We start from the raw sequence: 20,058 nt of genomic DNA on the forward strand, positions 1-20,058 counted from the left end.
GCTCAGATCCCTCCGGTCGGGCGGTGAAGAAGAAGCGGCGATTCGGCGGCGAGACTGTCGGGATCGGCGAAGGTGCGGCCGATCTCCAGCACCTCGTTGCGCGAGCCGAACACCACCGGCGTGCGCTGGTGCAGCCCCTCGGGCACGATGTCGAGAATGGGATGGATGCCGTCGGTCGCCGCGCCCCCCGCCTGCTCGGCGCAGAAGGCCACCGGGCTCGCCTCGTAGAGAAGCCGGATGCGGCCCTGCGCATAGCCCTTGCGGCTGTCGCCGGGATAGAGATAGACGCCCCCGCGCACGAAGATGCGATAGGCGTCGGCCACCATCGAGGCGACCCAGCGCATGTTGAAATCGCGCCCGCGCGGGCCGTCCTTGCCGGCGAGACACCGGTCGACATAGAGGCGCACCGGCGCGTCCCAATGGCGGACATTGGACGCGTTGATCGAATATTCCTTGGCGTCCTCAGGTATGCGCAGCGTCTGGGCGTAGGTGAAGCGCTGCGTCTGGGACGACCAGCCGAACACATGCGTCCCCTCGCCCACGGTGACCACCAGCAGGAGCTGCGGCCCGTAGACGAAGAAGCCGGCGGCGAGCTGCCGGCGGCCGGGCTGGCGGAACACCGAAGCCGGGTCGGCCCGGTTTTCGGCCTCGACCGGCAGGACGGAGAAGATCGTGCCGATCGAGACATTGGTCTCGATGTTGGAGGAGCCGTCGAGCGGGTCGATGGCGAGCGCCAGCGTCCCTTCCGCGTTCATCGCCACCGCCTCGTCCTGCTCCTCGGAGCCGTAGAAGGCGACGGGCGCGTTCCGCGCCGCCGCGACGAAGAGCCGGTCGGCCTCGAGATCCAGCACCTTCTGCACGTCGCCGCCGCCATTGGCCGCGCCCTCGGCCGAGGTGGCCTGGCCGCCGCCGAGCGCACCGCCGGAGCTGATGAGGGTCTGCAGCCGGATCGCCGCCTCGGCCAGCTGCGAGAGAAGCGACACAACATCCCGCCCGATCGGGCTCTTGGCCGAGGTGGGCGCGAAATACTCGTCGAGCGTAGCGGTCATGCGTCGTCCCCTCAGTCCCCTCGGATAGGCTGTGGATATAAGGATGCGCCAAGCTTCGCAAACCGGAAAATGGCGGGACGGCCCTTCGGGCGGGCCCTCCCCTCTATCCCTCCCCGCCCTCCAGAAGCGGCGCGTGGCGCAGGGCGGCGAGGTTGGGGGAGCCGGTGCAGAAGCAGGCAATGCGCAGCTGCGCGATGACATTGGAAAAATGCGCGACCACCGCTTCCGTGGAGTGATCCGCGCCGGGCAGCGCGGCGGCCGCTTGGCCGGCGAGATCGGCGCCCAGGCGAATGGCCCGCGCCGCGTCCAGCCCATGGCGCACGCCGCCCGAGCCGATCACCACCGCATCGGGGCAGGCGGCGCGCACGTCGGCAATGGCGCGGGCGGTGGGAATGCCCCAGTCGGCAAAGAGCAGCGCCGTGGCGCGCGCGCCGGGATCGGCGAGCCGCTCGGCCTCGATCGCGGCCCAGCTCGTGCCGCCGGCGCCCGCCACGTCGATGGCGCCGACGCCGGCCTCCATCAGGCGCCGCGCCAGCCGGCCGGAAATGCCGTTGCCGACCTCCTTGGCGACGATCGGCCGGCCGAGATCGCTGGCCAGCGCCTCGATCGCGCCGAGAAGCCCGCGCCAGCGCCGGTCGCCCTCCGGCTGTACCGCCTCCTGCAGCGGGTTGAGATGGACGATCAGCGCGTCCGCCTCGATCATGTCCACCGCCCGGCGCGCCTCGTCGAGGCCCCATCCGGCCAGAAGCTGCGCCCCGCCGATATTGGCGAGGATCGGCACGCTCGGCGCCAGACGCCGAAGCGAGCCGTCGAGCCCGCCCTGGCCGCGCCCTTCGAGCGCGATGCGCTGCGAGCCGACGGCGAGCGCGAGGCCCAGCGCCTCGGCCGCTTCGGCCAGCCGCTCGTTGATGCGGGCCGCGCGCTCCATGCCCCCGGTCATGGAGGAAATCAGAAGCGGCGCGCGCAGGGGCCGGCCGAAAAGCGCCGTGGAGAGATCGACCTCGTCCAGATCCAGCTCGGGCAGCGCGGCGTGCTCGAATCGCACGGCGTCGAAGCCGGATTCCACGCGCGGGCTCGCGAGCTTGGGGCGCAGGACGATGTCGAGGTGATCACCCTTTCGCGAGCGGATGTCGGCGTCTGGCACGGCGTGTCCTCTTGGCGGGTGCGAATCGGCGCGGGCGAGGCGCCCTTCTACTCCTGTTTGCGGCCGGAGGGATGGAACGGGGCGCTATGTCCTTTCGTCGCAGACATAGGTCGCATCGGGCGCGGCGCACTTCCCGCCACGACTTGGAGTGCTACTAATTCCTGTTCAGCTTGGATTTCCCATGAAATGCTGGCCACGAAGACGCTTGAACAAGGTTACGACGCGACGATGATAGCCGGACCGCAGACGACCCGCGATCTTCTGGCCGAGGTGGATGGCCGGCTGGCCACCCTGACCCCCGGCGTGATCGAGGGACAGTCGCCGCTGGACCTTGCCCTGCGCGACGGCGTGCTGGCGCCGGGCAAGCGGCTTCGCCCGCTGGTGACGCTGCTGGTGGCAGAAGCCTTGGGCGGCGCGCGCGCGGCGGCGCTGGACGCCGGTTGCGCCTTGGAGATGATCCATGCCGCATCGCTGATCCTCGACGACCTGCCCTGCATGGACGACGCCGAGTTGCGGCGCGGCCGCCCGACGCTGCACCGCGCCCATGGCGAGGATGTCGCGGTTCTCTGCGCCATCGCGCTTCTGTCGGAGGCCTATGGCACGCTGGCGCGCCTGGAAGGCGTGGACGGGGCGCGGCGCGGCGAGTGCGTGGCGGTTCTGGCCGAGGCGGTGGGCACGCGCGGCCTCGTCGCCGGCCAGTATCAGGATCTTCGCGGCGGGCGCGGCCCGCGCCCCGTCAGCGAGATCGACGCAGCCAACGGCCTGAAGACCGGCTCGCTCTTCACCGCCGCCGTGGAGCTCGGCGCCATCCTGTCGGGCGCCGGGGCGGAGCGACGCGCGCGCCTCAGGGGCTTTGCCAGCGAGCTGGGCCTTGCCTTCCAGCTGCTGGACGATCTTCTCGACGCGGCCGGCCCGAGCGCCGTCGTGCTCGGCAAGGATGTCGGCAAGGACGCGGCCAAGTCCACCATCGTCTCGATCATCGGACCCGAGCAGGTGGGCCGGCGCATCGACCGGCATGTGGACGAGGCGCGCTCGCATCTCTCGGCCGCGCTCGGGCCCGCCTCGCGGCTGGAAGCGCTGGTGATGGACGTGTTCGACCGTTCGCTGGGCGCCCGCCATCTCACCGAGGCCGCGCGAGAGCGCGAACCCGAGCTCGGCGCGTTATAATGCCTGCAATGGGGCCGCAGGCCCCGCCGACTGTCGAAAGCATTGCCATGACCACGAGCTGGCTCGCACTGACCCTTATCGCCATCGGCGTCTTTCTCGTGATGGAGATCGTCGCCTGGGCCGCACACAAATACATCATGCATGGCTGGGGCTGGGGCTGGCACGAAAGCCACCACGAGCCGCACGAAGGCCTGTTCGAGAAGAACGACCTTTACGCCGTGGTCTTCGCCATCTTCGCCATCGGCCTCTTCGCGCTCGGCACCTTCGCCGCGCTGCCGATCGTCACCGCCATCGCCAGCGGCATCACGCTCTATGGGCTGTTCTACTTCATCGTCCATGACGGGCTGGTGCACCAGCGCTGGCCCTTCCGCCACATCCCGCACAAGGGCTACGCCAAGCGCCTCGTCCAAGCGCATCGGCTGCACCATGCGGTGAAGGGGCGCGAAGGCTGCGTGTCCTTCGGCTTCCTCTACGCCCCGCCGGTGGAGAAGCTTTCGGCCGAACTCAAGTCGTCCGGCCGGGTGCGCGAGGAGCAGGGCGAGCGGCGCCCGACGAACTGAGCCCGCCCCTACTCTCCGACCACGGCGAGGGCGAACCCGTCCCAGCCCTTGACGCCCACGGTCTGGATCGCGGTGGCCCGGAGCCTTGGATGGTTGCCCAGCAGGCGCAAGGCGGCCTGCGATCCCTGGACGTTCGGGTCGGCGCTGCCGGTGTCGGCCACTGCGCCGCTCCGGATCACATTGTCGAAGACGATCGTGGTGCCGGGCCGCGAGAGGCGCAGCGCCCAGTCAAAATAGCCGGGATTGTTGGGCTTGTCGGCATCAACGAAGACGAGGTCGAACGGCCCTTCGAGGGTGGGCAGCACGTCCAGCGCCGCGCCGATCCGAAGGTCGATCCGATCCGCCATCCCGGCCCGTTCGAAATTCCGGCGCGCGACTTCGGCATGGGCCGCCTCGCGCTCGATCGTCACCACCCGCCCGCCCGCCGGCAGGGCGCGCGCCAGGCAGATCGTGCTGTAGCCCCCGAGCGTGCCGATTTCGAGCACGCGCTTCGCTCCCGTCATGGCGACGAACAGCGCGAGCATTCGCCCCTGCGCCGCCGACACGTCGATCGGCGGCAGACCGGCCGCCGCATTGGCCGCCAGCACGGCGTCGAGCACGGGGTCGGTGAGGTTCAGGACCTCGCCGAGATAGCTATCCACCTTCGCCGACACGGCCGGGTCGGTTTCGACATGCGACATGGGCTTCTCTCCGAAGGCGAATCGGCGAAAGCTTAGGCGCCACCGGCCGCCTGCGGCAATCCTCTGGCCAAGGGAATTCCAGGGGGCGTCAGCGCCCCGGATCAATCCTCGGCCTTTGCCAGAGGGCCGGGTCGCGCGCGGGGTTGGCAAGCCTGCGGGGGCCGAACGCGGTGCCGGCGCCGCGAAGGATGGCGCCGAGCTTTTCGCCCGTGCCGGTGGAGATGCGTCGGCCATGCGCCGCCGCGCCGCGTTCCACGAGCTTCAGGCCGATGCGGCGATAAACGAGGGCGGCGGTCGCCACCGCCCAGGCCGAGCGGCGGGGGAGATGGTCGATGCCGATGCGGGCGGAGGCGTAATAGGGCTCGGCCGCTGCGACCAGCCGAGCCTGTAGGCGCGCGACGGGTTCGGCCTTTGCCGGGTCGAGGAGGTCGGCGGGCGTCAGCCCCTCCTCGCGCAGCCAGCCGAGCGGGAGATAGACCCGCCCCTCCCCGGCATCGGCCACCACGTCGCGCGCGATGTTGGTGAGCTGAAAGGCGAGGCCGAGATCGGCGGCGCGATCCAGCACCGCCTCCTCGCGCACGCCCATGACGGCCGACATCATGACGCCGACGACGCCCGCCACATGCCAGCAATAGGCGAGAAGCGCGTCCAGCGTCTCGTAGCGCTGCCCGTCCACATCCAGCGCGAAGCCTTTCAGATGCTCCTCGAACAGCGCGGCGGGCATGGAATGGCGGTGCGCCACGCTGGCGAGCGCCAAAAAGCTGGGATGGAGACGCGCCGTCTCGCCGGCCAGCGCGCGCGCCGTGTCCCCCCTCAGACCCGCGATGCGCGCCTCCGGCGGCTCGGGCGCATGGACACGGCCCTGCCCGCCCTCCTGCCCGTCCACCACATCGTCGCAATGGCGGCACCAGGCGTAAAGGCGCATCACGTCGCGCCGCGTCGCGGGGTCGAACAATTGGGCGGCGGCGGCAAAGCTCTTGGAGCCCTTGGCGATGGAGTCCTCGGCGAAGCGGTCGAGCGCCTCGCCCTGCGTCTGGCTCATGCGGCGGGGTCGAGGATAAGGCCCGCCGTCGCCTTAGCCGAGCCGACGACGCCCGGCACGCCCGCGCCGGGATGCGTGCCCGCGCCGACGAAGTAGAGATTGGGGATTTCGTCGTCGCGGTTGTGCGTGCGGAAATAGGCGGACTGCGTCAGCACCGGGTCGAGCGAGAAGGCCGAGCCGTGATGGGCGTTCAGCTCGGACTTGAAATCGTCCGGCGTGAAGATGCGATGGGTCACGAGATCGGCTCGCAGGCCCGGCATGTATCGTTGCTCGAGATAGTCGAAGATGCGCTCGGCATAGCGCGGCCCTTCCACGCTCCAGTCGAGCGGCGCGTTGCCCAAATGCGGCACGGGCGAGAGCACGTAGTAGCTGCCCGCCCCGTCGGGCGCGAGCGAAGGGTCGGTGGCGCAGGGGCTGTGGAGATAAAGCGAGAAGTCGCCGGCCAAGGTTTTGGCCTTGAAGATCTCGTCGATCAAGGCGCGGTAGCGCGCGCCGAACAGGACGGTGTGATGCGCCAGCTGCGGCTGATGCCGCTTTAGGCCGAAGTAAAGGACGAAGAGCGACATGGAGAAGCGCTTGGTCTTGAGGCGCTTGGCCTCCTTCGTGCCGCGCGGCGTGTGGCCGAGCAGCGCGTCGTAGGTGTGGACCACGTCGGCATTGGAGGCGACGAGATCGGCCGCGAGGCGCCGACCGTCGTGCAGGGTGACGCCCGTTGCGCGGCGCCCCTCCGTTTCGATGCGCGCGACCTCGGCCGAGAGTTCGACCCGCCCGCCGATATCCTCGAACAGCTTGACCATGCCGGCGACCAACGCGCCGGTGCCGCCTTTGGGAAACCAGACGCCCCATTCGCGCTCCAGCGCATGGATCAGCGCGTAGATCGAGGAGGTCGCGAAGGGATTGCCGCCGACCAGAAGCGAATGGAAGGAGAAGGCCTGCCGAAGCTGGTCGTCCTTGATGAAATCCGAAACCTTGGCATAGACGGAGCGCCAGGCCTGCAGCTTGGCCAGCTTAGGCCCGGCGCGGATCATGTCGCGGAAATGGAGGAAGGGTACGGTGCCGAGCTTGAGATAGCCCTCCTCGAACACGGCGCGGCTATAGGCGAGAAAGCGCTGGTAGCCCTCGACATCGGCGGGGCTCTTGGCGCCGATCTGCCGGTCGAGCTCCGCCTGGTCGTTGGCATAGTCGAACTGGTAGCCGTCCTCCCAGCAGAGGCGATAGAACGGGCTGACGGGCAGAAGCGTGACATAGTCCGCCATGCTGCGGCCGGCCGCTCGCCACAACTCTTCCAAGGCGCTGGGATCAGTGATGACGGTCGGCCCCGCGTCGAAGACGAAGCCCTGATCCTCGTAGACATAGGCGCGGCCGCCGGGCTTGTCGCGCTTTTCCAGAAGCGTCGTCGCGATGCCCGCCGCCTGGAGGCGGATCGCCAGCGAGAGCCCTCCGAAACCCGACCCGATCACGATGGCCGTTTGCGGCCGGGACGGGGTAGGCGAAGGCGGCGATGCAGATGTCATGCGGTATCCCTGAGGCGAGACGGCGCGGCGAGGATGCGCAAGGCACCGCGCACCGACACGGGCGGTTTGCCCACGAAGATGCGCAGCTTGTCGGAAAATTCCAGCCGTGCGGCGTAGAACCGCGCCACGACCGGATCGGGCAGCCGATAGAAATGCTCCAGGATGCGGTAGCGCTCGGCCGGCTCTCCCGCCCCGAAGAGAAGCCGGTTCAGGAGCCTGAAATAGGCTCGGTCGCTCCAAAGGTTTCGAGCATGCTGGGCGAGCAGCCGCGACAGGGCCTCGGCCGAAAGGTCGGGCGCCGAGGAGACGAGATCGGCGACATGCACGGCGTCGGGCAGCGAATAGCCGGTGGTCGGGTGGAACAGGGCGCGGGCGAGGCCCACGGTCGGCACGCCGGCGGCCTCCTCGATCAGTCGCTCCATGTCGCCGCCGAGCGCGATGGGCAGCACGCCATCCTCTTCGCGCGTGAGCCGAGCGAGCTGCCAGCCCTGCCGCTTCGCATAGGCCGCGATCTCGGCGCGTAGCGTTTCGCGGTCGAGCGCGACGTCGTCGGCGTAGTAGGTGTCCTCGATCAGAAGCCGCGTCGGGGAAAAGGGCAGGACATAGACGAAGCGATAGCCGCCGGCCTGCGGCACGGTGGCGTCCATCACCACGGGGCGCGTCACCCCATGCGGGATGGCGGTCTCCCATTCCTGGCCGAGGAACTTCTGGAAGCCAAGCGAGAGATGGGCGCTGCGGCGCTGCCCGCGCCCGTCGATCACCGCGCGGGCGCGCAGCACCTCGCCGCTTTCCAGCGTGACGCTGCTCCCCGTCAGCGCCCGAACCGGCGCGCCGAGCTTGAGGCGCTCAGTCAGCCGCTCGCGCAGCACCATGGCGAAGCGCTCGGAGGAAACCGAAGCATAGCCAGTTTCCACGCCGCGCGCGCGGCGGGGAAAGCGCACGTCGTAGCCCGGCCAGCGATGGGCAACGAAGGGCTCGATCCAGCCATGTTCGACGGGCGAAAGATCGCCATCGTGGAAGCTCCAGGTGTGGTTGCCGCCAAGCTCCGCGGCGCTTTCCACCACGAGCAGGTCGAGGTCTGGCCGTCGCTCACTGAGGCGATGGGCGATCAGCCCGTTGGCGAGCCCGCCGCCGGCCAAGATCAGGTCGAACACCCGCTCGCTCATGCCGGCTCGGGCTCCCGGGCCCGGGTGGGAACGGGCGAGACGAGGAGCCTTTCCGCCCAGTCGGCCGCCGCCTCCGAGCCGCCGGCCGAGAGGATCTCGCGGCCGATCCGCGCCGCGTTGCGGCGGAAGCTGGGGTCGCGCAGCATGAGGGAAAGTGCGTCGGCCACCTCGCCCGCCTGAAGGCGGCGATGCGACAGGCGAAGCCCCGCGCCATGGTGGAGCAGCCGCGCGGCGACGCCCGGCTGGTCGTAGGCGATGGGCAGCGCCAGAACGGGCACGCCTGCCTCCATCGCGTCCAGCACGGTGTTGAGCCCGGCGTGGGACACGCAGAGATCGGCCTCGGCCAGCACCGCGCGTTGCGGCAGGAAGTCGGTCACCACATCGGCGTCGATCAATCCGGCCTCAGCGGCCGAGAGCCGGCCGCAATGGGCGACGGCCAGCTGCGCGCCGATGCGCCGGCAGGCGCGGGCAACGGCCTGAAACACGCCCAAGCGATGGCCTTGCAACGTGCCGAGCGAGGCGAAGACGAGCGGGCGCGCGGGGTCGCGCCGAAAGGGCAGCTCCTCCTCCGCGCCGCGCGCGCGAAACGGCCCGAGCGCATGAAGCCGCGCCGCATCGGGGCGGGGATAGTCGAAGCCCGGCACGGTCTGCGACAGGGTGGCGAGCGGCGACAGGCAGTCCTCCATCCGCTCGCGTGGGCGAAGGCCGAGATCGAAGCAGGCCGCGCGCAACGTCTCGCGCTGGCGGCGCAGGAGCAGGCGGGCGACGCGCTCGCCGCCGCGATTGCGCTTGCGCCCCTCCGGCGAGGGATCGAAAGGCCAGCCGAGAAAGGGCGAGGGAATCGTCGGGTCGGGATCGATCGGCAGGGCGGCAGCGATCGACAGGAAGGGAACGCCGAGATGCTCGGCCAGAAGCGCGCCCGCCGGCTCCATCTGATCGGCCAGCACGGCCTGCGCGCCCCAGCGCGCGGCAAGGCCGGGGCCTTCCCGACAGAGACTTGCCGTGCGCGCCGCGCCTTCGCGCACCGTACGCAGGATGCCGAACAAGCCGGTCGGCCGATCGGTCAGCGCGGGGCCGGCCTCGAACGCGCCGGTCTCCCAGACCGCGACGCGGGGCGAGCCGACCAGCGCCCCGCCCCCGGCATTGAGAAGAAAGGCCACGGCATGGCCGCGCGCCACCAGCGCCTCGCCCACCGCCTCGAAGGCGCGGACATGGCTGACGAGCGGCGGGCAGACGAGAAGGAAACGGGTCATGAGGCAAAAGCGGCGGGCAAGGGTCCGCGAACACCGGGACCTCGCGCACCATATGGCGCAGACCCGCCCGCGATCCATCGCGGCGCACCGATGATTTCGCCGGCGTCCGGAGGGGCCGCGCTGGCGCCTCGGCGGTTTTCCAGCGTGGTTTTCACGCAGAGCGGCGAAGTTGCCGAGACGGGCGCGTTGAAGACACTTGGTCGCTTTGCGGCGGGAAGTGTGTGCTGGCGTTTCCGTCGCTCGCATGACGCCGATTTCAAATGACGATCAGCAACGGTTCCGGGTGATGGACTGGTCCGCAATGCGCGTTGGAAAACCGTGGACAAGCCTCCAGGACCGATGGCCTCGCACGATGCAGAGGCAGCTTCGGGTGGCGCGCGAAACACAAGGCGGCGGGACACCATCGGAAGACGTCGACGATATCGGCTCATGACGGCGAAGGCAGGCGGGTCGACACGACCGGCTCCGCCGCCTTGGTCAATGTTTGAGTTCAGGAAGCCATTGCGACCAGATGGAAACGGGCACCCTTGGCGCACCCAAGCCGAAGCGGAAAGCGTCCAACGCATCCTTTCGCTTAAGGTTCGCGCGCGGCTTGCGCGATCGGCCGCAGCGCCCCCGCGCAACCCTTGGGCGGACCGGCGCGTTGGGCCGGAATGTTCGGTTCGGATCGGTCGGCAGCCGTGGCAGTCAGACCGGCCGGTGGGTGTGGAGTGCGACGACGATGAGCGACATGTCCCATCCCCATCGGCCCGAAGGCCTGTCCGCCCTGCCCGCCGGATTGGCCGGACAGGTGATGGTGGGATTGGGCATCCTGGCGGCGATGGCGGCTTGGCTCGCCTGGATGGACCGCCCGCTGACCTGCCCCTGCGGCACGGTCGCGCTGTGGGACGGCGATCCGCATTCGCCCGGCGCCTCGCAGCAGTTCGCGGACTGGTATTCCGCGCTGCACGTCATGTACGGGATCGGGCTCTACGCCTTTATCCGGCGGATGGCGCCGCGCTGGCCCTTGAGCTGGATGTTTCTGGCGGCGCTCGCCTCCAGCGCGATCTGGGAGGCGATGGAAAACACGCCTGCGATGATCGCCCTGTTCGGGGACGCGCCGGGAACGCCGAGCTACGAGGGCGACAGCATTCTCAACGCCTTCGGCGACACGCTGTTCGTAGTGCTCGGCTTCTTTGCCGCGCGCGGGCTTCCGGTTCCCGCCACGCTTTTCCTCGCGCTGGCCCTGGAAGGCGCCGTCGCCTTCACGATCGGCGACGGCTTCATCCTGGGGAGCCTGCGTCTTCTGGGCGTCGGGGTGTAAGAGTACCTGACAAAATCTCTGGGCGGAGGATGGTCGAGGGATTTTCGTCGGGGACAAGGAGCGAAGCGCAGTCGATGCCGGCGGCATCGGCGAGCATTCGCGACGAAGTCCACGGCGAAAAGACCCGGCCAGCCGACCCCAAGAGATTTTCGTTAGGTGCTCTAAGCCCTCAGGCGTAGAGCGGATTGGCCGAGGCGATGGAATAGGTCGGGCTCATGCCCTCGTCCATGGCGATGGCGTAACGGGCGCGGACCGTTTCGTTCGAGATGCCGATGGCGGCGAGATCGGCCGCGACCTTGTCGAAACCGCCGCGACCACCGGGCTTGGCGACGCCCGCGCCGATCACCGAACCCGCATAGGCATCGATCTCCTGGCCCTCGAGGCCGAGCTGGCGCGCGGCCCACAGGCCGACGATCCGGTCCGCGCGGGCGCGGTCCTGGAACGAGCGCCGCTCGCGGGCGGCGTAGAGATTTTCCTGCATTTCGCGGCGACGATCGATCGACATCTGGCTTTTCCTTTTCCCCTCGCCGCCTCTCTCTGCGGCATGGGAGGACTTTGCCTTGGAACGCCTCAAATTCGACTTTTCAGAATGGAGTCAATTGAATCGATCGCCGAAAAAAGAGTGTTGCGAAATCCTTAACGGCCCTCGCCCTCTTCCCTCACGATCTTGCGAGCGAAAACTCAGGCCCGCCGCATGCGGGACGTCATGCCCGGCGCGCGCTTGCCCGAACTGCCCGCGCCGGTGCGCCAGTCGCTGCCCGCGATGGACACGACGCGGTTGCCACGAAAGTCGGTTTCGGCCGCGATATAGCCGCGCTCGGCCATGTAGGTGAGCAGGAAGCGCCCGCGCGAGGGCGAGTGGCTGCCATAGGCGCGGGCCAGCGTCTCGTCGCTTGGGCAGGGCTCGCCGTCGCGCGCCGCCTTGGCAAGCAGGAGATAGACGCCCTGCATATCCTCCGGCAGCTCTTCCGAGCGGCGCACCACCTCGATCCAGTTCTCGTCCTCGCCCGCCGCGCCGATGCCGGCGCGCGCCAGGGCAAGGCGGCGGCGGAAGCCGGCCATGTCGAGCCCGCCGTCGCCCACGCGCTTGAGGCGGCAATGGGTGACGAAGTCCTGGTAGAGCAGCTGCACGGGGCGGAACGCCGCCTCGGGATCGGCCATCAGATCGGCGAAGATCGCGTCCACCACGACCTGCCGCTCGGCCTCGGCCTCCGGGTCGGGCTCGTTTTCCTCCTCCAGCCGGGCGGGCGCGGGCGCGCCGGCGCGGTTGGCGGCCACGCGCTCCAGAAGCTCGCGCGTCGGCAGCGGCTCGCGCCGCACGGGTGCCGGCAGGGTCTCGGGCTCGTCCGCCCCGGCGGTGAAGATCAGGTCCGCCATGGCCTCGGGGCTGGAATCGGGCAGCGCCATGAGAACCGGGCGACCGGAGCGGCCGGCGGTTTCCACCGGGCCGATGCGGATCGGGATCGGCCGGCGCGACAGGGCGGGGCCGAGCGCCACGAAATGGCCGGGCTCGAGATCGCGAAATCGCTCGGCCTGCCGCCGGTCGAGGCCGAGAAGATCGGCCGCGCGCGCCATGTCGATGTCGAGGAAGGTGCGGCCCATCAGGAAGTTCGAGGCCTCGGCCGCGACGTTCTTGGCGAGCTTGGCGAGGCGCTGCGTCGCGATCATCCCGGCGAGGCCGCGCTTGCGGCCACGGCACATGAGATTGGTCATGGCGCCGAGCGAGATGCGCCGCGCCTCGTCCCCCACTTCGCCCGCCATGGAGGGCGCGAAGATCTGCGCCTCGTCCACCGCGATCAGCATGGGGAACCAGTAATGCCGGTCGGCGTCGAACAGGCCGTTGAGGAAGGCCGCCGCGCAGCTCATCTGCAACTCGGCGTCGAGCCCTTCGAGGTTGAGCACGACGGAGGCGCGGTGCTGGCGAATGCGCGCGGCGATGCGTCCGAGCTCGGACGGGGTGCGGTCGGCATCCACCACGATATGGCCGAAGCGCTCGGAAAAGGAGACGAAGTCGCCCTCCGGGTCGATGATCGCCTGTTGAACCCAGCCCGCGCTCTGCTCCAGCACGCGGCGGAAGAGATGCGACTTGCCGGAGCCGGAATTGCCCTGGACGAGAAGACGGGTCGAAAGAAGCTCCTCGAGATCCATCTCCGCCGGTTCGCCCGTTGCGGTGGTTCCGAGATCGACCGCGACCTTGGTCAAAGCGCACCTCTTCGGAAAAACAGGCCTGAGCGCGCGGCAAGCCACGGCGCGGGGGACGGCCCGACAGGGGTTGGATAGTTCTATCTAGCGGGCGCCATTCACCATTCATAGCGGACCGAGTGTCCCATCCACAGTTTCACGAACGGTCGCTCGTCATCGGTCATCCCTGGCTACGACGTGAGTTCGGATGATCTCGCCTCAGAGCACAGACTTCGGGGAACCCATGCATCGTGAACCAATCCATCGCAGACTATCCAGCGTATAGATCGTTTACGATGCAAGCCAGGTCGTTGAAATTAGAGTTTCGTTTACGAGTAGCTACTCGCTTGCTTCACCTGCAATTAAGTTGCTTCAAGTTATATACTTCCAGGGGATCAGGAGATTACCCAGGGAAACTTACGAACGCAGAGGGCGTTTCGATGCGCTTGACGATAAAGTCCAAACTTGCCGCCAGCTTCGGATGCATCCTCGCCCTGAGCGGGGGCATCGGCTATTTCGGAATGGCGAGCCTTGATCGAGCAAACTCCACCCTGGACAATTTTGCAGCCGGACCCTTCGTGCAGTCGAGCGCGGCCAAGGATTTCCAATCGTCCCTGCGCGCGATCCGGCTCGACATCCGACGCATGACCGACAGCGCGGACCCGGCCGTGATCGAGACCATCAAGCGCCAGTATGATGGGGACTGGGCCAACATGGAGGCGGCGCAGAAGGCGCTGCTCGCGTCCATGCCCGCCGCCGAGCGGGATCGGTTCAAGGATCTCGACGGGCTGCTCCACGACTATCGCCCGCTGACGGACGAGGCCATCGCCGCCGCCTCGCAGGCCGACGCCAACGAGGGCAACACCGCGCTCACCAAGACCGCTCCGGCCGTAGAGGCCTATCGCGCCGCCCTGAACGATCTGGAAGCGCGCGGCAAGGAGGCCCAACTCGACGCCGCCACGCTCACTCAATGGCGAGTGCAACTCGACGCCCTGGCCAGCGGCGCGCAGCTGGACATGTTGAAGACGATCAACCTTTCCGACAGTACGGCCATCCTCGCCGCGAGCGACCGGCTGAACGCGACCAATCAGGCCTTCGAAACGGCCCTTAGCGGCATGACCGCCGCCGCGCCCGCCCTGTCGCGAGAATGGGACGCGGTGCGCCAGCGCTGGCAGGACTCCTTCGCGGCGACGCGCAAGGCAGCCGATCATGGCGCGGAGAACTGGTCCGAGAAGGTCACCCTTCTCCTCGGCAAGATCCGCACCGTGGAAAGCAAGCTGTCCGAGCAGTTGGATACGGCGGCCGCGCGCGCCAACGAGGTGACGCAGGCGTCTCTGGCCGATGCCAAGACCTCCTACGACCAGACCCGATTCTGGCTTCTGACCATGCTGGTGGGCTCGGTTCTCGCCGGAACCGCCGCCGCCGCCTGGATCGCCCTGTCCATCTCGCGCGGCCTCGGCCGCTCCGTGAAGCTGGCCGAGGCAATCGCGCAGGGCGACCTGACGCAGCGGGTCGAGGCCAAGGGGTCGGACGAGATCGCCGATCTCCAGCGCGCCATGGGCCGCATGGTCGTCAACCTGTCCGAGATCGCCTCGGACGTGACGACATCCGCCTCGCAGGTCGCCGCCGGGTCGACGCAGGCAGCCGTCACCGCCGAGCAGTTGTCCGCCGGCTCCACCCAGCAGGCCGCGACCACGCAGCGCCTTTCTTCCGGTGCCAGCGAACAGGCTGCCGCCACCGAGCAGGCCTCGGCCGCGATGGAGGAAATGGCGGCCAATATCCGCCAGAACGCCGAGAACGCCACCACCACGGAAAAGATCGCGACGCTCGCCGCCACCAATGCCGCGCGCAGCGGCGAGGCCGTGCAGAAGTCGGTGGACGCCATGCGTACCATCGCCGCCAAGATCTCGGTGGTGCAGGAGATCGCCCGTCAGACCGACCTTCTGGCGCTGAACGCGGCGATCGAGGCCGCGCGCGCCGGCCAGCACGGCAAGGGCTTCGCCGTGGTCGCCTCGGAAGTGCGCAAGCTCGCCGAACGCTCGCAGCACGCGGCGCTGGAAATCGGCGCGTTGTCCGGCGAAACGCTGGGCGTGGCCGAGGAGGCCGGCACCATGCTCGGCGCGCTGGTGCCCGACATCCGCCGCACGGCGGAGCTGGTGGCCGAAATCTCGGCCGCCTGCCGCGAGCAGAATATCGGCGCCGAGCAGATCAACCAGGCGATCACGCAGCTCGACCAGGTGACGCAGCAGACCGTCGCCTCCGTCACCGAGCTCGATCAGGTGACGCAGGCGTCGAGCGGCGCCGCCAACGAGATGTCGGTCACGGCCGAGCAGCTTTCGGGCGAGGCGCGGCGTCTCGCCGAACGGGCGAGCTTCTTCCGCGTCGATCCGGCTCACACCGCGAAGGGCGCCGAGACCGCCGCGACCCAGCCCGTCCGCATCCAGATCGGCCCCTCCGCCAAGGCCAATGTCCGCGAGTTGCAGGCTGCGGCCCAGCAGTTCGCTCCGGCGGCTGGCGCGGCCAAGGGCAAGGAGGCCGCGAAGGCGAACGGGTTCAACCTCGAACTCGACTCGAACTTCGAGCGCATGAGCGCCTGACGGCCGAGCCGAAAGGCTGATCGGAAAAGCAGACGGGGCGGACGATCGGATCGTCCGCCCCGTCTTTCGTTCGGGAAGCGGTTCGCTGGAGTGCTTGAGAGCGCCCGTCAGCCGACGGCGATCTCCGGCACTTCCCGCTTCACCCGCGCCATGTCTTCCTCGAAGGCCGCTGTCTCGCGCCGCTGCGCTTCGGGGTCGGGCAAGCGCAGGATATAGGCGGGGTGGACCGTCACGAGGAGCTTGGTCTTCCCGTCGGGCAGGTCGATCAGGCGCGAGCGCGTGTCGCGGATCGTCACGGCATGGCCGAGCACGGAGGCCGCCGCCGTTGCGCCGAGAGCCACGATGAGCTTGGGCTGGATCAGCTCGCGCTCCTGCTCCAGCCACCAGCGGCAGACCTTGACCTCGCCCATATTGGGCTTGGCATGGATGCGCCGCTTGCCGCGCGGCTCGAACTTGAAATGCTTCACCGCGTTGGTGACATAGGCTTGGGTGCGGTCGATGCCCGCCGCCGCCAGCGCCGCGTCGAAGACCTTGCCGGCCGGGCCGATGAAGGGCTCGCCCGCCAGATCTTCCTGATCGCCCGGCTGCTCGCCGACGAAGATGACCGGCGCGTCCGCTGGCCCCTTGCCGAACACGGTCTGCGTCGCCGGCTCCCAGAGCGGGCAAGCCTTGCAGTGCATCGCCTGTTCCCGCGCCTCTTCCAGATCGTCTGGCGCTTTGTTGAAGCCGTTGAAGACCGGAGCCTTCGCAACCCTTGCCATCTCGCCGCGCTCCTTTGCCCGTTCGTGACGAAAACTCGGCAAGGTCGGCGCGGTTTCGATCATGCGGCGCGATGCCTCTTCCGCCCCGCGCACGAGCGGTTCGATCAGCGCGGCCTCGGGCAGGTTGTGCCAGTATTTCTTCGGCATCTCGGCCTGCATCGCCTTAACCTTCAGCCGCGCCGGGTTGAAGATCGAGCGGTAGTAGGTGAGCCAGAGCGCCTCCATAGCGTCCTCCGGCGGCTTGTCGGCGGGGTCAGCACCGGGCGCGAAAGTCAGCTCGGCCCCGTCCCAATGGACGGAGCGCTTAGGCGTCAGGATGCTCCAGATCATGCCGGGGAAGCGGCGCATGAAGAAGGGCGCGGTGAACTCGACCACGTGATGGAAGGGCTCGAACCAGGCGACATAGAGAAAGCCGCCCGCCTCCGTCTCGATCTCGCGAAAGCGCACGAAGGCCTTCATCTTGTGGCTGTCGCGCCGAACCGCCTTTTCCATCTCGTGCGCGTGGGCGACGTCGGGGTCGGCCAGGATTTCCAGGAGCTTGCGCTCGCCCTGAAGACGCCACAGGAGCCGATAGGCGAAGCTGAAGCGCTCGGGGTCGCTATGGCAGACGAGCTTGCGGGCGAGATCGGGAAAGCTGCGCGGCACGGAAAAAGGTGGCGCGTCGGCCGGAGCTGGCGGAAGCGGCTCCGCGAAAAGCCCGCCCGCACCCTCTCCCACTTGGAAGCTCAGCGCCTCGGGCGCGATACGGAGCGCCAGCGCGCTTCGCGCGGCGTCGCGCCAACCGTCGAAATCGGCGGGAAAGGCCAGCCTCGCCTCGAACATCGCGCCCTCTCCCGCGTGAACCTTTCGGCCTCAACGTCGGGTCGCGCCGTTCGGCTCCAGCGCTGTTGGTTGTCTGCAGCATCCCGCCGCGAAGCGATGCGCCATTCGGAAGAACGGGGCGGCTGACCGCCGCCCCATCCCGAACCGTCTCAGTTGGAAGAGGGCTTGGCGGCCTTGCCGTCGGCCTCTTCTTCCGCCTCGTCTTCCTCGTCTTCGTCCTCATCCTCCTCCAGATCTTCTCCGAAGGGGAAGGACTCCACCATCTGCTCGACGTCCTCGTAGATTTCGTCGAGGAATTCCATGGCCGCGTCGGCGTCCTCGGTGCCCTGCGTCACCAGCATCGCGAGCTGGATCTTCAGGACGCTGGCGACGTCGTCCAGTTCCATCCCCTGGAAGATCGCCGCGATCTTTTCGGAGATCTCGTCGGTCTTGGCTTCGGTCAGCATGGTCGGGTCTCCTTGGGTTCGGCTGGAGAGAAGAAGGCGATCGTCGGCCGGTGGTTCCGGGTTTCCCGGTCTCGCGCATCCTCTTTGGGCAAGCAGGGCTCCGCTCACCTGGGGCGCCTCTAGCAGAAAGCGAGCGGGCGCACCGGCTTTTTAGCCGCCATCAACGGCAATTTCACGAAACAGGCCTTGGGCACGCCGCCCTCAGGCAGGAGAAGCCCGGCGCGGCGGGCGGCGGGTGCGCGCGGGAGAAGCCGGCGAGGCAGCTGGCGGCGGGGGCGAGGCCGGCGCGGCGGCGGGCGCGGGAGCCCCATCCCCCGCCCCATCCCCCGCCGCGGCCTCCCCGCCCTCCGGCGCCAGCGCACGATAGACCGTCATGCGCGAGACCTTGAGCGCGCGGGCGATGTCGGTCACGCCCTCCCCGGCCGCGCGGCGGCGGCGGATCTCGGCATTGGGCGCGGTGCGCGGGCGGCCCTTGTAGATGCCGCGCTGCTTGGCGGCCTCGATGCCGGCGCGCTGGCGCTCCAGAATGAAGCGATGCTCCATCTCCGCCACCATGCCGAGCACGGTGACGACGATGCGGCCGAGATCGCCGCTGGTGGTGAGTTCGGGATCGAGGACCCTCAGCGAAGCCCCGGCCTTGTCGAGATCGTGGACGATGTTCAGCACGTCGCGCGTCGAGCGCCCGAGTCGGTCGAGCCGCACCACGACGAGTTCGTCCCCCTCACGCAGGAACTGAAGGACCGTCTCCAGCTCGTCCCGCCCGGCCATCGACTTGCCGGACTGCTTTTCGGAGCGGACGATGGTGCAGCCCGCCGCCTTCAGCCGCTCCACCTGAAGCGTCAGGTCCTGGTCGGCGGTGCTGACGCGGGCATATCCGATTCGAGCCATGGGCGATCCGTCACGCTAGGGTCCCCTGTTGTGCGACGCGCCCGACCAGGGGTCAAGCCGCGTCGCCCCCTAGCGCTTCGCTTGGCCGCGGACGCGAAAAGGCCGGGCGGAGAGGGCTCCGCCCGGCCTTTCGTTTCAGCGATAGCCCGTCGTCAGTAGACGTAGCGGTTCACGACGCCTTCCAGATATTCCTGCCGGCCCGAACGGGGCTGCGGCTGGAGGCCGAGGCCGCGCTCGGCCACCGCCTCGAAGCTCGATCCGCCCGAAAGGATCGTCTGGTTCTCCGGCTTGTCCCAGCCGGCATAGCGCTCGGCCAGCGGCTTCTCCAGCGCGCCTTCGTTCAGCATGCGCTCGGCCGAGATCAGCGCTTTCGCGCAGGCGTCCATCGAGGCGACATGGGCGATTACGAGATCCTGCGGGTCGATCGACTGGCGGCGGATCTTGGCGTCGAAGTTCAGGCCGCCCGTGGTGAAGCCGCCATGCTTCAGCATCTCGTGGAAGACCAGCGTCATTTCCTTGACGTCCATGGCGAACTGGTCGGTGTCCCAGCCGAGCAGGTCGTCGCCGCGATTGATGTCGAGCGAGCCGAACAGATCGTTGGCATAGGCGAGCTTCACTTCGTGGTCGAAGGAATGGCCGGCGAGGATGGCGTGGTTCTGCTCGAGATTGAGCTTCACGTCGTTGACCAGATCGTACTTCTGCAGGAAGCCGAACACGGTCGCCGTGTCGAAGTCGTACTGGTGCTTGGAGGGCTCCTTGGGCTTGGGCTCGATCAGGATCGGGCCCTTGAAGCCGATCTTGTGCTTGTAGTCGACCAGCATGGACAGGAAGCGGCCGAGCTGGTCCAGCTCGCGCTTCATGTCGGTGTTGAGCAGGGTCTCGTAGCCCTCGCGCCCGCCCCAGCAGACATAGTTCTCGCCGCCCAGACGATGCGTGACGTCGATCGCCGCCTTCACCTGGCCGCAGGCATAGGCGAAGACGTCCGGGTCCGGGTTGGTCGCCGCGCCCGCCATGTAGCGGCGGTTGGAGAAGAGGTTCGCCGTGCCCCAGAGAAGGCGCGTGCGATGGGTCTTCATCTTCTCCTCGAAGATGTCGGCGATCACGTTGAGGTTCTTGATCGACTCGCCCAGCGTCTCGCCCTCGGGCGCCACGTCCACGTCATGGAAGCTGAAGAACGGCGCGTCGAGAATCTGGAACAGCTCGAAGGCGACCTCGGCCTTTTCCTTGGCCTTGGCCAGCGGATCGCCGCCCTGGCGCATCCAGGGGCGGTTGAAGGTCTCGCCGCCGAACGGATCGCCGCCCGGCCAGGTGAAGGAGTGCCAGTAGCAGATGGCGAAGCGGAGCTGGTCTTCCATGGACCGGCCCATCACCTGCCGGTTCTTGTCGTAGAAGCGGAAGGCCAGGGGATTGGTGCTCCCCTCCCCTTCGAAGCGCACGCTGGAATCGAGCCCGAAGTAACCGTTCGCTTGGGTCATGGCGGTCCTG

General features: G+C 68.5%; 17 protein-coding genes. 4 read left to right on the forward strand and 13 right to left on the reverse strand.

The features are described from left to right. Positions 1 to 2: 2 nt before the first annotated feature. Both M673_RS16865 and fni read right to left on the reverse strand, forming a co-directional pair. Entirely contained in the window at positions 3 to 1,049 is a 1,047-nt protein-coding gene (locus M673_RS16865; RefSeq protein WP_061977404.1) for a class 1 fructose-bisphosphatase, read from the reverse strand. A 103-nt stretch (positions 1,050 to 1,152) separates the two neighbouring features. After that, positions 1,153 to 2,193 carry a type 2 isopentenyl-diphosphate Delta-isomerase gene (fni, locus tag M673_RS16870; protein WP_061977406.1) on the reverse strand — a complete coding sequence of 347 codons (1,041 nt, stop codon included), beginning with the start codon at positions 2,191 to 2,193 and terminating at the stop codon, positions 1,153 to 1,155. 228 nt (positions 2,194 to 2,421) lie between these two features. Between fni and M673_RS16875 the strand changes: the two genes are divergently transcribed. Further along, a complete protein-coding gene (locus M673_RS16875; protein WP_061977913.1) occupies positions 2,422 to 3,360 on the forward strand; it encodes a polyprenyl synthetase family protein in 939 nt (312 codons plus the stop codon). Positions 3,361 to 3,407: 47 nt separating this feature from the next. Continuing rightward, positions 3,408 to 3,920: a sterol desaturase family protein gene (locus M673_RS16880; protein WP_061977408.1), complete on the forward strand. Its 513-nt coding sequence runs from the start codon at positions 3,408 to 3,410 to the stop codon at positions 3,918 to 3,920. Between the two features lie 8 nt (positions 3,921 to 3,928). On the opposite strand, the gene M673_RS16885 is transcribed toward M673_RS16880, so the two are convergent. From M673_RS16885 to M673_RS16905, 5 genes are all read right to left on the reverse strand, one after another. Beyond that, positions 3,929 to 4,600 (reverse strand): O-methyltransferase, encoded by a 672-nt coding sequence (locus M673_RS16885; RefSeq protein WP_061977410.1) that lies wholly within the window; start codon positions 4,598 to 4,600, stop codon positions 3,929 to 3,931. Positions 4,601 to 4,688: 88 nt separating this feature from the next. After that, positions 4,689 to 5,642 carry a phytoene/squalene synthase family protein gene (locus tag M673_RS16890; RefSeq protein ID WP_061977412.1) on the reverse strand — a complete coding sequence of 318 codons (954 nt, stop codon included), beginning with the start codon at positions 5,640 to 5,642 and terminating at the stop codon, positions 4,689 to 4,691. After that, positions 5,639 to 7,156: a phytoene desaturase gene (locus M673_RS16895; RefSeq protein ID WP_061977414.1), complete on the reverse strand. Its 1,518-nt coding sequence runs from the start codon at positions 7,154 to 7,156 to the stop codon at positions 5,639 to 5,641. The genes M673_RS16890 and M673_RS16895 overlap by 4 nt, the downstream gene beginning before the upstream one ends. Continuing rightward, a complete protein-coding gene (gene crtY, locus M673_RS16900) occupies positions 7,153 to 8,322 on the reverse strand; it encodes a lycopene beta-cyclase CrtY (protein WP_061977416.1) in 1,170 nt (389 codons plus the stop codon). The genes M673_RS16895 and crtY overlap by 4 nt, the downstream gene beginning before the upstream one ends. Next, the gene (locus M673_RS16905) at positions 8,319 to 9,575 is read right to left on the reverse strand and encodes a glycosyltransferase (protein WP_061977418.1); all 1,257 of its coding nucleotides are present in this window, start codon (positions 9,573 to 9,575) and stop codon (positions 8,319 to 8,321) included. The genes crtY and M673_RS16905 overlap by 4 nt, the downstream gene beginning before the upstream one ends. Positions 9,576 to 10,296: 721 nt before the next feature. Here M673_RS16905 and M673_RS16910 point away from each other — a divergent pair. Further along, the gene (locus M673_RS16910; RefSeq protein ID WP_062215178.1) at positions 10,297 to 10,878 is read left to right on the forward strand and encodes a DUF2585 family protein; all 582 of its coding nucleotides are present in this window, start codon (positions 10,297 to 10,299) and stop codon (positions 10,876 to 10,878) included. 169 nt (positions 10,879 to 11,047) lie between these two features. Here M673_RS16910 and M673_RS16915 read toward each other — a convergent pair whose 3' ends face one another. Continuing rightward, positions 11,048 to 11,383 carry a DUF1476 domain-containing protein gene (locus M673_RS16915; protein ID WP_061977422.1) on the reverse strand — a complete coding sequence of 112 codons (336 nt, stop codon included), beginning with the start codon at positions 11,381 to 11,383 and terminating at the stop codon, positions 11,048 to 11,050. A gap of 176 nt (positions 11,384 to 11,559) precedes the next feature. After that, positions 11,560 to 13,080 carry a helicase HerA domain-containing protein gene (locus tag M673_RS16920; RefSeq protein ID WP_148640108.1) on the reverse strand — a complete coding sequence of 507 codons (1,521 nt, stop codon included), beginning with the start codon at positions 13,078 to 13,080 and terminating at the stop codon, positions 11,560 to 11,562. Positions 13,081 to 13,499: 419 nt separating this feature from the next. Here M673_RS16920 and M673_RS16925 point away from each other — a divergent pair, with 419 nt between their 5' ends. After that, positions 13,500 to 15,656 (forward strand): HAMP domain-containing methyl-accepting chemotaxis protein, encoded by a 2,157-nt coding sequence (locus tag M673_RS16925; protein ID WP_061977424.1) that lies wholly within the window; start codon positions 13,500 to 13,502, stop codon positions 15,654 to 15,656. 107 nt (positions 15,657 to 15,763) lie between these two features. Here M673_RS16925 and M673_RS16930 read toward each other — a convergent pair whose 3' ends face one another. The 4 genes from M673_RS16930 to xylA form a co-directional block, all read right to left on the reverse strand. Next, a complete protein-coding gene (locus tag M673_RS16930; protein ID WP_061977427.1) occupies positions 15,764 to 17,239 on the reverse strand; it encodes a UdgX family uracil-DNA binding protein in 1,476 nt (491 codons plus the stop codon). A gap of 149 nt (positions 17,240 to 17,388) precedes the next feature. Further along, complete coding sequence (locus M673_RS16935) at positions 17,389 to 17,685, reverse strand: hypothetical protein (RefSeq protein WP_061977428.1); 297 nt, start codon at positions 17,683 to 17,685, stop codon at positions 17,389 to 17,391. Between the two features lie 201 nt (positions 17,686 to 17,886). Beyond that, positions 17,887 to 18,573 (reverse strand): recombinase family protein, encoded by a 687-nt coding sequence (locus M673_RS16940; protein ID WP_061977430.1) that lies wholly within the window; start codon positions 18,571 to 18,573, stop codon positions 17,887 to 17,889. 152 nt (positions 18,574 to 18,725) lie between these two features. Further along, positions 18,726 to 20,048, reverse strand: coding sequence for a xylose isomerase (xylA, locus tag M673_RS16945; protein WP_061977432.1), 1,323 nt, complete (start codon positions 20,046 to 20,048; stop codon positions 18,726 to 18,728). Positions 20,049 to 20,058: the final 10 nt, after the last annotated feature.

The organism is Aureimonas sp. AU20 (assembly GCF_001442755.1).
In the GTDB taxonomy this organism is placed as follows: domain Bacteria; phylum Pseudomonadota; class Alphaproteobacteria; order Rhizobiales; family Rhizobiaceae; genus Aureimonas.